Genomic DNA, 12,833 nt, shown 5'->3' on the forward strand with positions numbered 1-12,833 from the left:
TAACTTTCTAATTTTCTAACTTTCTAATTTTCTAACTTTCTAATTTTCTAACTATCCTCTCTCGCCTGCAAATACGCATTCACTAGGGCGGTGATTATTTGGCCTGCGTCGTTCATGCCTGCATCTATGCCTACCGGGTGTTGTGACGGGGCGCCTTCGCATAAATGAAGGTAGCGAGCCGTTGTTTGGCTGGCAGCTAAATGCACAAAGTGTTCTGCATCACTCACACTAAAGCCACAGTTGGTGTAAGCACTTACCGGCATTAATGAAATGCTGTCTAGGTCTACTTCGACTCCAAGCGGCGCATTATCAAACTGAGCTAATGCGTGTTTACATGCTGAAGATAAATCGACTTTGCGACGTACTTGAATATCTTGGTAACTATCAAACGTGAAGTTTGCGTTTGTCAGGGCATCCATAATCGCTTGGTTATTTTTAAATTCGTGTAAACCCATTACATGGTAATCAGCAAGGTGATTCTCGCTGTACGCATATCTAAAGCCATTGCCACTATGACGCCCTTCACACTCTCTAAAATCAGCATGAGGGTCTAAGTTGATTGCGTTGACTGGTTTACCATGTTGCTTACTAAGGGCACGCAAAATACCTAAGCAGTTGTTATGGCCGCCACCGATTACAATTGGCTCAAGACCAGCTGCAAAAATCATCGCAAGCACTTGCTCAACGCGGGTGTCTATATCAGCGCATAATTCACGGAGTTTGGCTAAATCAACGTCGTTTTTATTATCAAGGTCAGCGGCTTGTTGGTTTAAGTCATCAAGGGCCACTTCGCCGAGTAATAACACACGCTCATGATTTAAAAACTGGTTATGCGTTTGGTTTAAAAAGCGCTTTAAAAATGCCTGCCACGCTTGCCCTGAGCCACCGTTACCTAAGTTAGCGCGAGGACCAATATCTTCACATACGCCGACTAAGACATAGCGAATACCGAATTGTTTTGCATCGATGAGTGCTTGTGGAGCGTTAACTTGAGTGTCGAGAAGGGCAAGGGCTTGCCAAGCTTTGAGTTCGTTAGCGCGGCGGACACATAAGTGCTTTACCGCCGCTTCATCATAAATTTTAAGGTAGTTTGTCACCGAGATTAGTCTTCTATTATTTCTAACTCTAATTCTTCAGCAGATAATATAATACCGGTGCTATCAGCGTAAACAAAGTCGTCATCAAAGAAAGAAACGCCTGCGAAGTTAACGCCAATGCCATCTTCACCTGCGCCTTCGCTATCGGCAGCAACAGGAATAGAGGCAATTGCTTGAATGCCTAAGTCTAGTTCTTCAAGCTCATCAACATGGCGAATGGCACCGTAAACGATAATGCCTTGCCAGTTGTTTTCTAATGCGATTTCAGCCAGCTCAATATCAATTAGGGCACGTCGGGTTGAACCACCACCGTCAATCAATAACACGCTATCGGTGCCATCAGTTGATAAAATTTCGCGGATCAGCTCGTTATTTTCAAAACATTTAACGGTTTTTACTCGACCACTAAAGCTTGGGCGTCCACCAAAATTGATAAACATAGGTTCGAGCACATCAACCACATCTGCAAAGTGGTCGCATAAATCAGAAGTGCTGTAATCCATTTTTTCATCCTCTAAAGAGACTGTCTGTTTAGTACTCAGTATACCCTGATACAACTCAATAACAACGACTTAATAGCGGATTATTGGTTTAAATCAAAGGAATTTCGTTACCGCAACATTAGTGTCTCAAAAGCGTCACCTAATTGTTATTTTTAGCACCTAAGCTGAGATAAGTATAAAAATTAGACGCAAAGTATGACAAGGAGCTCACCATGGCAAACAACATACTTACTAAATTGGCCAAAGTCGATGAACAGCTGTTTTTAAGCGTGTTCAACGACGCTTCGCCAATTTGGCTCAGAAGATCAGCGCTTGGGTTATCTAAAAGCGGTGATGGTGGACTTTACGTGGTGTTGTTTCTTGGTTTTTGGTGGTTTACCGAGCAGCTGCATTTCCAACAACTGGCGATGAGTATTTTGGTGGGATTTGCCATTGAGCGGCCTATTTACTTTCTCGCTAAAAAGCGCATCGCGCGGGTTAGACCTTGCGACTGCTTAGTGCAAGGTGCTTATTTAGTGCCGAGCGATCAGTTTAGCTTACCGTCGGGGCATAGTGCAGGAGCGTTTGTGGTGGCGACTATTTTGACTATGTACTTTCCTGAATTTGCTGTGCTGTGGTTGATGTGGGCATCTGGGGTGGCGGCTTCAAGGGTGATTATTGGTGTGCATTATCCCGCTGATGTAGTGATTGGCGCAGTGATGGGATCAAGTTGTGCGGTATTAGCAGTGATGGTGGTGGAATCTATATGAGAATTTTGTACGGTATTCAAGGCACGGGTAATGGACATATAACTCGGGCACGCGTGATGGCAACGACTTTTAAAGCATTGGGAGTCGATGTTGACTATGTGTTTTCGGGTCGTAAAGAGCAAGACTACTTTGATATGGATGACTTTGCCGATTACCGGGCTTTTCGAGGCTTGTCGTTTACAAGCAAATCGGGGCAAGTTGATAGCTTTAAAACGTTAAAGAATGCGCGCCCACTACAGTTGATTAAAGATATAAAAAACCTTGATTTACGTCACTATGACTTGGTGTTTAATGACTTTGAGCCAATTACCGCGTGGGCAGCTAAACAGCAAGGTATCCCTGTTATTGGTATGAGCCATCAAGCAGCATTTTTATCTGATAAAGTACCAATGTTTGGCCGAGCTTTCTTTCGCCGTGCGCTGATCCGTAATTATGCGCCAGCGAGTGTTTATTTGGGGGTGCATTGGCAGCCTTATGCAGAAAACATTATTCCGCCATTTATTGCAAACCATCATCATGATAACCCGGTAATGGTCGAAAATAAGGTGTTGGTGTATCTACCTTTTGAGAATCTAGACAGTGTGGTTGAGTATTTAAAAGATTTTCCTGAACGAGAGTTTTACTGTTATCACCCAGATGCGCAGGATTGCTCAATCGGAAATATTCACCTTCGAGCACCTTCACGCGTTGGCTTTTTAAATGATCTCGCTAATGCCGGTGGTGTAATTGGCAATGCTGGATTTGAACTTGCGAGTGAAGCATTGCAGCTTGGTAAAAAACTTTTACTAAAACCGCTTGGTAAGCAATTTGAGCAGGGAATTAATGCGCAGACGCTATTGTCGATGGGAGCAGCTCATGTCATGAGCTATTTAAACCCTAATGCGATGGATGATTGGTTGCAATCGCCACAGAACAAAAAACTGAATTTTCCGAGCGATCCAGCACCTTTGGTTGATTGGTTGCAAAAAAAGCAATGGGAAAAGCTGGATAAATTGCATAAACACCTATGGCAACAGGTTGATTTAGAACAAAAACTGATTGTTTAAAAGTACCTTATATTGGAAAATGCGCGGCAAGTTTAACCACTTTTTATTAGCTGCTTTAAATAGTTTAGCTATACTTTTAAATGCATGTTTCTATAGGGCACTTTGAATGAATGTATTACAAAACTTAACTATAAAGCGACGTTTGCAGTTAAACGCGCTCGTTGTTGGTCTTGCAATGATTGTGATGCTATGTGTAATTATCCTTGAGTCGCGCATGATGCTAAAGCTCAATGAAACAATTCAAAATGCGGAGGAGCTCGACATTCATGAACTTGCAATGCGTAAACATGAAAAAAACTTTTTGTTTTACAAAGATGTCGACAGCCTAGAGCTTTTTGAGAAAGAGTATTCGCAGCTAAAAAATAAAATGGCGCGACTAGACGAGTTAGTGAAAGATTTGTCGATGGATTCATCGAAGCTAAATGAATTTAGACGCCTTGCGAAAACTTATTACGATGACTTCAATGAGGTTGTGGTACTACAAAAGAAAATTGGTTTACATCCAAAAGATGCCTTATACGGCGATTTACGTGGTGCGGTGCATCAAGTAGAAACATTATTAAGTGAGCGCGAAAACTATAAATTATTGACCTTAATGCTACAGCTTCGCCGAGCAGAAAAAGACTTTATGCTGCGCTTTGACTTAAAGTATATGGGCAAGTTTGATGAGCTAGTCACAAACTTTCAATCAGAGATCAAAAGTGCTGGCTTCGATGCAAGTTACGAAAACCAGTTACTTAGTTTGCTTGCGACTTATCAAAGTAAATTTAAAGCCTTAGTTGATGCGCAAGTGGCATTGGGGCTTAATTTAGAATCTGGTGCGCTGGGTGAAATGAAACGTAGTGTCGAAATGAGTGATGCTATTGTTACAGAGCTGACTACACAAACAAAAGCGTTTGTTGAATCAAGTGCATCGCGTGCACAAATGATTGCGCTAGCTGTGTTCATTATTGCAAGTATCATTGTAATGTTGTTGGTGTACTTTACCAGCCGTTCAATTATTCAGCCTATCGAGCGTGTATACCACACGATTAACGAGATTCGTCGCAATAATGATTTAAGCATGTCGATTACTCAATCGGGTAAAGATGAAATCACCACCATGACGATCGACTTTAATAGCTTGATCAGTGATTTCAAAAAACTGATTTATGAAGTAAATACGGCGCTAAGTACACTTAACGTGGCAACAGAGCATCTATCAGAAACGACTGCAGCAACTAGCTCTGGTATGCAAGAGCAGCTTCACGAAGCGGATATGGTTGCCACAGCAGCCACCGAAATGCAGGCAACGATTCAAGATATCTCGCACAATACTGAAGCTGCAGCGAAAAAAGCCGAGTCGACTAACTTAAGTGCGCAGCAAGGTCGTTCTGAGGTTGAATCAACGGTAGTACAAATTAATCACTTATCAGAGTCACTGGGTAATGCGTCAAGTGTGGTGTCGCAGTTAGAAAAAGACGCTGAAACCATTGGCTCTGTCCTTGATGTTATTCGTGGCATTGCTGAGCAAACAAACTTACTTGCACTTAATGCAGCCATTGAAGCGGCGCGCGCCGGTGAACAAGGCCGTGGCTTTGCGGTAGTAGCAGATGAAGTTCGCTCACTTGCGCAGCGTACCCAAGATTCAACGCAAGAGATTGAGAGCATTATTTCGACCTTACAAGGCCGTACGCAAGAAGTAGTGAGTATTATGCAGCAATGTCGTACGCAAGGTGGTGAAAGTGCGGCACAGGCAAGTAAAGCGGGTGAACTGCTTCGCTCAATCACCGAAGATGTACAAACCATTATGGATATGAGCACCCACATTGCCACAGCGATTGATGAGCAAAGCCAGGTGGCTTCTGAGGTGAATAAAAACGTGGTACGTATTCGTGATATTGCGCAAGAAGCATCGGGTCACGCGGCAACCAATGCACAAACCAGCGAAGAGGTGTCTGAGCAAGCACGTGTGCTCTATCAGGCAATCGATAAGTTTAAAGTTTAATAATTACTTGATACTTTATATATAAATAGAGCGCGGTGACGATTTCGTCATCGCGCTTTTTTTGTTGCTTGGGTGTGTACACCGCGACAAGATATTAAGGCACAAACTTAATAGGCACGCTGTCTTTGCTTGCTTCGTGCTCTGAGACTCTTGTTTGGTATTGCTGCCAAAGCTCATCATGGTTAGCTTGCAGCTCACTTAAATAGTGCCAGCTGAATAAGCCACTATTATGATTATCGCTAAACACTAATCGAATTGCATAATGACCAACCGGCTCAATCTTGCTAATTCCTACGTGTTGCTTACCAAGTACGAGTTTCATTGGTTCATTACCATGACCTTGCACTTCTGCAGACGGTGAGTGAACACGCAAAAATTCAGCACTAAATTGGGCAATAGCCTGATCATCAAAATGAACATCTAATACTTTACTAACGCTGTGATAATGCACTTTAGTGACTTCTTTCATGTGAGCCTCGAATCCACGATTTATATACTAAAAAGCCTCCAATTGGAGGCTTTTTAGTATAACGCTAATTTGTTGATTAAAGAATGAAGCGACTTAAGTCTTCATCTTCAACAAGGGCACCTAAGTGCTGTTCAACGTAGTTGGCATCAATAGTCAGTGTTGTGCCTGCTTTTTCTGAGGCATCAAATGAAATTTCTTCCATTAGTTTTTCCATCACTGTATGTAAACGACGTGCACCGATGTTTTCGGTTTTTTCATTTACTTGCCAAGCCGCTTTTGCGATACGTTCAATTGCATCATCGGTGAACTCAACGTCAACTTGTTCTGTTTTTAACAGCTCACGTTGTTGCTCAGTTAATGAAGCATGAGGCTCTGTTAAGATACGCTTAAAGTCATCAGCAGTAAGTGCTTCAAGCTCAACGCGAATTGGTAAACGACCTTGCAGCTCAGGGATCATGTCTGATGGTTTTGCCATTTGGAATGCGCCAGATGCAATAAACAACATGTGATCTGTTTTAACCATACCGTGTTTAGTGCTCACTGTTGAGCCTTCGATTAATGGTAGTAAGTCGCGCTGAACACCTTCGCGGCTCACATCTGGACCAGACGCTTCACCACGTTTACAGATTTTATCGATCTCATCGATAAACACGATACCGTTTTGTTCTACAGCGAAGATAGCTTGCTCTTTTAACTCTTCAGGGTTAACAAGTTTTGCTGCTTCTTCTTCAACTAATAGTTTGAAGGCTTCTTTGATCTTTAGCTTTCGCTTGCTGCGCTTATCGCCACCCATGTTTTGGAACATGCTCTGTAGCTGGTTGGTCATTTCTTCCATTCCAGGCGGAGCCATGATCTCGACATTAGGTTGAGCTTGTGCAACATCGATATCGATTTCTTTATCGTCTAATTGGCCTTCACGTAATTTTTTACGGAATGTTTGACGAGTTGAAGAGTTCTCTTCTGTTTTTGACTCACCAAATGTATCGCGTGCTGGTGGTAAAAGGGCATCTAGAATACGCTCTTCTGCCGCTTCTTCAGCGCGGTGTTTAAATTTTTTGGTTTGCTGTTCACGAGTCATTTTAATTGAGATATCAACTAAATCACGAATGATAGTCTCAACTTCTTTACCAACATAGCCCACTTCAGTGAACTTTGTTGCTTCAACTTTAATGAAAGGCGCATTAGCAAGTTTTGCAAGGCGACGAGCAATTTCTGTTTTACCCACACCAGTAGGACCAATCATTAAAATGTTTTTTGGTGTTACTTCGGCGCGTAGCTCGTCGCTTAGTTGCATACGGCGCCAGCGATTACGTAGCGCGATTGAAACTGCTTTTTTAGCTTTAGCTTGGCCAATAATGTGTTGATCTAGCTCGTGAACGATTTCTCTTGGTGTCATCTCAGACATGGCAGTTCCTATTACAATTCTTCAATAGTTTGGAAATTATTCGTGAATACGCAGATGTTGCCGGCAATAGTAAGGCTTTTCTCTACAATTTCACGTGCACTTAGGTCGGTGTTTTCTAGCAGCGCTGTAGCTGCTGATTGTGCGAAGTTACCACCACTGCCAATCGCAATAAGGTCGTTTTCTGGCTGCACAACATCACCGTTACCTGTGATGATCAATGAAGCGGTTTCGTCAGCTACCGCGAGTAGTGCTTCGAGCTTTCTAAGTGCACGATCACTACGCCAATCTTTAGCCATTTCAACGGCAGCCTTGGTTAAGTTGCCTTGGTGCATTTCTAATTTGCTTTCAAATCGTTCGAAAAGGGTGAAGGCATCAGCAGTACCGCCAGCAAAACCAGCGATTACTTTGCCATTATAAAGACGTCGAACTTTGCGGGCGTTGCCCTTCATTACGGTGTTACCAAGTGAAACTTGGCCGTCGCCACCAATAACGACCTTGTCGTCGCGGCGTACACTTACAATAGTGGTCATGATTATTCCTCATCATCGAGCGGCAAGGCCGCTCGTAAAAAGCGATTGATGAGGTGTTTATATGGGTGAATGAACTAAAATCAAGTCCAAAGCCAAATTCCGCAGCCCATTATTTTGATACGTTTAAGTTTATTCTTATCACTTTCGGCCATACGTTTGGTTTCGTATGGGCCTAAGCGCACTTTATACCACGTACCATTACTGCCTTCGGTGCGTTTAACTTCAGCGACTAATCCAGCAAAAGCGATTTTAGCTTTCAGCGCTTGTGCCTGATCCATAGTTCTAAAAGAGCCGCATTGCATTACATACGGGCCTTTTTGCTCAATTTCTTTTACTTCAACCTGAACTTCGTGGTCTTTAATTTCCTGAATAAATTCAGGAGGCTCAGGGAGTGGAATAACTTCTTCTTCTTTTTTAGTAGGGTTTGCTTGTTGCTCTACTAACTCAGGATCGGCATTGTGTTTGATAAACCACAAGCCATAACCAAACCCGCCTACTAAAATAAGCGCAATTAAAACAAGGAGAACAGGGAAGGGCTTTTTCGCCGGGGCTTGTTTTTTATTATTTCGATTTGCTGGTTTTTTATTTATGTAATCGTGTTGTGCCATGACTCTTAATTGGCCTTTAAATCATATCTATAGGATCAACATCTAAGCTCCAACGCACCTTTTGCGCTAATTTACTGGTGCTTATATAGTCGACCATTTGCGCTAAATATTGGTGTAAGTGGGAGCGTTCCTGCGCCTGAATATGTAATTGAAAGCGATATTTACCTGCCACACGTTCCAGTGGCGCAGGTATCGGACCGAGCAATTGTATACCAGATATGTTCTGGACAGGAACCAAATCAGTTAAAAAATCCACCACTTGATTAATGTTATGCCCTTCTGCACGCACAATGGCCATATTGGTGATTGGAGGTAGTTGGGCATCTTCTCGTTCTGTCAGTGCATAGCGGGCAAAATCCTGATAGCCATTGTTTACTAAGTCTTGCAGTAGCGGGTGCTCAGGAAAGTGCGTTTGTAATAATACTTGCCCAGGTTCACCACTGCGACCAGCACGACCAGCCACCTGCGTGACAAGTTGCGCTAAATGCTCGGTTGCACGAAAGTCGCATGAATATAAACCACTGTCGACATCTAAGATCAAAACAAGGCTAACATCAGCAAAGTGGTGGCCTTTTGCTAACATTTGCGTACCAACAAGAATGCGGGCACCGCCTTGATTGATATCATCAAGGGCTTTTTCTAAGCTGCCTTTACGACGAGTTGAATCTCGGTCGATACGACTAATTGGAATATCAGGGAAGGTTTGCGTTAAAAACTCTTCGATTTGCTCTGTGCCTTTACCATTAGGGAAAATCTGTGTGCTGCCGCAATCAGGGCATTGATGGGGCACCTGATGTTGCTCACCGCAGTGATGACATATCATCTGGCCAATGGCTTTATGAAAGGTTGCACTGGTGCTACAACGTGAGCACTCACTTAGCCAACCACACTCATGACATATAAGAGTAGGTGAAAAACCGCGACGGTTTAAAAACACCATCACTTGCTTACCACGTTCTAAATGCTGGCGCATATAGGCGAGGCTAGCATGGGCAATACCAGCTTGCTCAGGTTGCCCTTTCATGTCCATTAATTGGAACTGGTTAGCTGTGCTGGTTTGGGCCCGCTCAGTAAGACTCAATAACTGGTATTTGTTATTTATTGCTTTATGTAAGGTTTCAAGTGCTGGCGTGGCACTGCCTAAAACCAGCGGGATATTATGCTGATATGCTCTATAAGCGGCTAAATCTCTGGCATGATAACGTAATGTGTCTTGCTGCTTAAATGAGCTGTCGTGCTCTTCATCAACAATGATCATACCAAGTGATAAAAAAGGTAAGAAAATACTCGAACGTGTGCCGATCACTATGGCACAGCTACCTTTTTCACAGAATCGCCAAGTTTGTAAGCGTTCGTTATCTGTTAGAGCTGAGTGCCACAGCATAATGGGGGTATCGGGAAAGCGGCGACGAAAACGGTTGACCGTTTGTGGCGTTAAGCCAATTTCAGGCACTAATACTAAGGCTTGTTGGCCTTTTTTAAGTACTTCTTCAAGGCATTGTAAGTAAACTTCGGTTTTACCACTACCGGTGACACCTTCAAGTAAAAAGCTAGTAAATCCGATGGCTTGATTAATGCTGGTACAAGCAACAGCTTGTTCTTTATTAAGGACGGGTTTGTCACCCACCGTTGGCGCGCGCTGCTGCCACTGATTATCATGCTCGATAAACTGGGTGATTAGTTCTTTATCGAGCAGGCTATCGATGGTTTTTTTTGTAAATCCAAGTGCTTTTAATTCGGTAACCGATGACTTGCCCGATTCGGCTAACTGCTTTAATAAACTTAACTGGGTTTTTGCTTTTAGTGACGGAAGTTTTGCCCCTTTATCAGTTAATTCAACCATATTAATGCTGGTTTTATCTGGGCATTCGCCTTGTCTTAATGCAGCCGGAAGCGCTGTATGAATGGTCTCGCCCAATGGATAACAGTAGTAACGAGCAGTAAATTTCAGGAGTGCTAAATGCTGAGCCGATAAAACTGGGGTCTCGTCTATGATATCGATAATCGGCTTTATTTTGTCAGCAGGTACATCTGTTGATGTTTTTAATGCCAGGACCACCGCTACCTTTTTTTGACTACCAAATGGTACTCGAACGCGCATGCCAGGCTTTAACTCAGGGATATGCAGCAGCTGTTCAACTTTATAATCGAAGGTACGCTGTAAAGGGACTTTTATGGCAACTTCTACAAAGTGCATAACAACTCAACTGAAACAAAGATAGAAAGATAATGTACTAAAATTACAGTTAAAAACCTACCAACAAATTACTGAACAACAAGTCATTTGATTAATTTTTTAGCGAAAGATGCATTTAAAGCTTGTCGCAAGGTCACTTGAGCTATAAAATACGCGGCCTATTAATTGTATTAACTGCGTATGGTGCCAGACTTCGGGTTTGGAGAGCGATACGGCCTTAACTAGAGGTTCCCTATGAAAGAAGGTATTCACCCTAAGTACGAAGCTATCACTGCAACTTGTTCGTGTGGTAACAAATTCGAAACTAGCTCAACTCTTTGTAAAGACATCCACTTAGACGTATGTTCTGAGTGTCACCCGTTTTACACTGGTAAGCAAAAGATTTTAGACACTGGCGGCCGTGTTGATCGTTTCAACAAGCGCTTCGGTGCACTTAGCAGCAAGAAGTAATTTCTGCTGTTTAGTTAAAAGAAGCACCTTTGGGTGCTTTTTTTATGCCTAAAATTCTTAACACTGCCACTCACTCACTCACTCACTCACTCACTCGCTCATCATCTTCACTTATGTATCTTGCATAACTATTTCTGGCTGTTATGCCCATTATGTCGCTAATTTTGCAGACAAAGTGCCACCCCTTGGCTATATTCTTTTTTGTATAAACTTTCATAAAAGTTATTAAAAATAATAAATTTAAATAACTTTGTGAGTAAATGCTGTGAACTTCGTTGAAATGGCTATTTCGGGCTAATTTCGGCTAATTGCAGTGTACGTGCGTATAAAATACAAAAACACGTGCTTAAAAGGTCATAAATAGGTGAATTTTTATGTCTGATTAATCGCAACTATGTGCAGAAATTGTTGGGAAATCCTTTAAAATTAAGCGATATAGCATATAACAGGATAGACCTGATAATACTTGGAATTTTTATACATTACAGGTATCGTACTGATGCAAGCTCTCTCACTTTTTAACTTTTTGCAGGATACTATCGCGTTATGTCAGATTTTCGTGAACAAGCATTACATTACCACGCTCACCCCGTTCCAGGTAAAATTAGTGTTGAACTAACCAAGCCAGCCGAAACGGTTAACGATCTCGCTTTAGCTTATAGCCCAGGTGTGGCTGAACCAGTCCGTGAAATTGCTGCTGATCCAGCAAATGCCTATAAATACACAGGCAAAGGCAACATGGTTGCGGTTATTTCAAACGGTACCGCAATTCTAGGTTTAGGTAACTTAGGCCCGCTTGCATCAAAACCTGTAATGGAAGGTAAAGCGTTACTATTCAAACGTTTTGCAGGCCTTGACTCAATTGATATTGAAGTTAAACACCGCACAACAGAAGATTTCATCAATACGGTTGCAAATATCGCTGATACGTTTGGTGGTATCAACCTAGAAGATATTAAAGCTCCTGAGTGTTTTGAAATCGAAAAAGCACTTATTGAACGCTGTAGTATCCCAGTTTTCCACGATGACCAACACGGTACAGCGATTGTTACTGCGGCAGGTATGCTTAATGCCCTTGAAGTTCAAGGTAAAGATATCGAAGATGCCATCATCGTGTGTTTAGGTGCTGGTGCTGCAGCCGTTGCCTGTATGGAACTACTTATTAAGTGTGGCGCACTGCGTGAGCATATCTATATGCTTGACCGTAAAGGTGTGATCCATACTCGTCGTGATGACTTAAATGAGTACAAGCAATTATTTGCTAACAACACTGATAAACGTACGTTGCAAGACGTTATTGCTGATGCCGATGTATTTGTAGGTGTATCGGGTCCTAACTTATTAACTGCTGATGATCTTAAATTGATGGCAGACAAGCCTGTGGTGTTTGCATGTTCAAACCCTGATCCTGAGATCGCACCAGCGCTTGCACACAGTGCACGTAATGATTTAATTATGGCAACGGGTCGTTCAGATTATCCTAACCAAGTTAACAATGTACTGTGTTTCCCGTTTATTTTCCGCGGTGCGCTTGATGTGCGTGCAACAGCAATTAATGATGAAATGAAGATTGCTGCCGTACACGCTATTCGTGGTATCGCAAAAGAGCCAGTACCAAGTGAAGTATTAAAAGCAGCGGGCGTTGAGTCGCTTGAGTTTGGTGCTGAGTACATTATTCCTAAGCCAATGGATCCGCGTCTTTTACCACGTATTGCACGTGCTGTTGCTGAAGCGGCTATAGAGTCGGGCGTGGCGCAAATCGACATGCCAGAAGATTACATGCGTTAAACTT

At 42.6% G+C, this 12,833-nt stretch carries 12 protein-coding genes; 5 read left to right on the forward strand and 7 right to left on the reverse strand.

Features of this window, described 5'->3' with window-relative positions; all coding sequences use genetic code 11:
• Positions 1 to 47: 47 nt before the first annotated feature.
• Together C2M25_RS21115 and rraA are read right to left on the reverse strand one after the other, a co-directional pair.
• A complete protein-coding gene (locus C2M25_RS21115) occupies positions 48 to 1,097 on the reverse strand; it encodes a formimidoylglutamase (RefSeq protein WP_105182071.1) in 1,050 nt (349 codons plus the stop codon).
• Between the two features lie 5 nt (positions 1,098 to 1,102).
• Positions 1,103 to 1,600, reverse strand: a complete 498-nt coding sequence (rraA, locus tag C2M25_RS21120) for a ribonuclease E activity regulator RraA (RefSeq protein WP_054552822.1) — start codon at positions 1,598 to 1,600, stop codon at positions 1,103 to 1,105.
• A 212-nt stretch (positions 1,601 to 1,812) separates the two neighbouring features.
• On the opposite strand from rraA, the gene C2M25_RS21125 reads away from it, so the two are divergent.
• The 3 genes from C2M25_RS21125 to C2M25_RS21135 all read left to right on the forward strand — a co-directional run bounded on the left by C2M25_RS21125 (position 1,813) and on the right by C2M25_RS21135 (position 5,382).
• Entirely contained in the window at positions 1,813 to 2,349 is a 537-nt protein-coding gene (locus C2M25_RS21125) for a phosphatase PAP2 family protein (RefSeq protein WP_063699951.1), read from the forward strand.
• Entirely contained in the window at positions 2,346 to 3,395 is a 1,050-nt protein-coding gene (locus C2M25_RS21130) for an MJ1255/VC2487 family glycosyltransferase (protein WP_063699949.1), read from the forward strand. Before C2M25_RS21125 ends, C2M25_RS21130 begins: the two co-directional genes overlap by 4 nt.
• A 106-nt stretch (positions 3,396 to 3,501) precedes the next feature.
• Entirely contained in the window at positions 3,502 to 5,382 is a 1,881-nt protein-coding gene (locus C2M25_RS21135) for a methyl-accepting chemotaxis protein (RefSeq protein ID WP_105182072.1), read from the forward strand.
• A 94-nt stretch (positions 5,383 to 5,476) separates the two neighbouring features.
• Here the strand turns inward: C2M25_RS21135 and C2M25_RS21140 are convergent, their stop codons facing one another.
• The 5 genes from C2M25_RS21140 to priA all read right to left on the reverse strand — a co-directional run bounded on the left by C2M25_RS21140 (position 5,477) and on the right by priA (position 10,591).
• Complete coding sequence (locus tag C2M25_RS21140) at positions 5,477 to 5,851, reverse strand: gamma-butyrobetaine hydroxylase-like domain-containing protein (RefSeq protein WP_105174969.1); 375 nt, start codon at positions 5,849 to 5,851, stop codon at positions 5,477 to 5,479.
• 76 nt (positions 5,852 to 5,927) lie between these two features.
• Complete coding sequence (gene hslU / locus C2M25_RS21145; RefSeq protein WP_063699943.1) at positions 5,928 to 7,256, reverse strand: HslU--HslV peptidase ATPase subunit; 1,329 nt, start codon at positions 7,254 to 7,256, stop codon at positions 5,928 to 5,930.
• An 11-nt stretch (positions 7,257 to 7,267) separates the two neighbouring features.
• Positions 7,268 to 7,786 (reverse strand): ATP-dependent protease subunit HslV, encoded by a 519-nt coding sequence (gene hslV / locus C2M25_RS21150; protein WP_008115012.1) that lies wholly within the window; start codon positions 7,784 to 7,786, stop codon positions 7,268 to 7,270.
• Between the two features lie 80 nt (positions 7,787 to 7,866).
• The gene (locus tag C2M25_RS21155) at positions 7,867 to 8,394 is read right to left on the reverse strand and encodes an SPOR domain-containing protein (RefSeq protein ID WP_063699941.1); all 528 of its coding nucleotides are present in this window, start codon (positions 8,392 to 8,394) and stop codon (positions 7,867 to 7,869) included.
• Positions 8,395 to 8,410: 16 nt separating this feature from the next.
• A complete protein-coding gene (priA, locus tag C2M25_RS21160; protein ID WP_105182073.1) occupies positions 8,411 to 10,591 on the reverse strand; it encodes a primosomal protein N' in 2,181 nt (726 codons plus the stop codon).
• A gap of 234 nt (positions 10,592 to 10,825) precedes the next feature.
• On the opposite strand from priA, the gene rpmE reads away from it, so the two are divergent.
• Together rpmE and C2M25_RS21170 are read left to right on the forward strand one after the other, a co-directional pair.
• The gene (gene rpmE / locus C2M25_RS21165; RefSeq protein ID WP_036973208.1) at positions 10,826 to 11,041 is read left to right on the forward strand and encodes a 50S ribosomal protein L31; all 216 of its coding nucleotides are present in this window, start codon (positions 10,826 to 10,828) and stop codon (positions 11,039 to 11,041) included.
• A 546-nt stretch (positions 11,042 to 11,587) separates the two neighbouring features.
• Entirely contained in the window at positions 11,588 to 12,829 is a 1,242-nt protein-coding gene (locus C2M25_RS21170; protein WP_063699937.1) for a malic enzyme-like NAD(P)-binding protein, read from the forward strand.
• Positions 12,830 to 12,833: the final 4 nt, after the last annotated feature.

Origin of the sequence: Pseudoalteromonas sp. T1lg21, from assembly GCF_002964625.1 — a bacterium.
In the GTDB taxonomy this organism is placed as follows: Bacteria; Pseudomonadota; Gammaproteobacteria; order Enterobacterales; family Alteromonadaceae; genus Pseudoalteromonas; species Pseudoalteromonas gelatinilytica.

What these genes read in the sequence shown, in the direction of transcription:
- hslV (WP_008115012.1), bottom strand. Translation starts at nt 7,786, where the DNA reads ATGACCACTATTGTAAGTGTACGCCGCGACGACAAGGTCGTTATTGGT.
- rpmE (WP_036973208.1), top strand. Translation starts at nt 10,826, where the DNA reads ATGAAAGAAGGTATTCACCCTAAGTACGAAGCTATCACTGCAACTTGT.
- C2M25_RS21130 (WP_063699949.1), top strand. Translation starts at nt 2,346, where the DNA reads ATGAGAATTTTGTACGGTATTCAAGGCACGGGTAATGGACATATAACT.
- C2M25_RS21135 (WP_105182072.1), top strand. Translation starts at nt 3,502, where the DNA reads ATGAATGTATTACAAAACTTAACTATAAAGCGACGTTTGCAGTTAAAC.
- hslU (WP_063699943.1), bottom strand. Translation starts at nt 7,256, where the DNA reads ATGTCTGAGATGACACCAAGAGAAATCGTTCACGAGCTAGATCAACAC.
- C2M25_RS21170 (WP_063699937.1), top strand. Translation starts at nt 11,588, where the DNA reads ATGTCAGATTTTCGTGAACAAGCATTACATTACCACGCTCACCCCGTT.
- C2M25_RS21155 (WP_063699941.1), bottom strand. Translation starts at nt 8,394, where the DNA reads ATGGCACAACACGATTACATAAATAAAAAACCAGCAAATCGAAATAAT.
- C2M25_RS21140 (WP_105174969.1), bottom strand. Translation starts at nt 5,851, where the DNA reads ATGAAAGAAGTCACTAAAGTGCATTATCACAGCGTTAGTAAAGTATTA.
- rraA (WP_054552822.1), bottom strand. Translation starts at nt 1,600, where the DNA reads ATGGATTACAGCACTTCTGATTTATGCGACCACTTTGCAGATGTGGTT.
- priA (WP_105182073.1), bottom strand. Translation starts at nt 10,591, where the DNA reads ATGCACTTTGTAGAAGTTGCCATAAAAGTCCCTTTACAGCGTACCTTC.
- C2M25_RS21125 (WP_063699951.1), top strand. Translation starts at nt 1,813, where the DNA reads ATGGCAAACAACATACTTACTAAATTGGCCAAAGTCGATGAACAGCTG.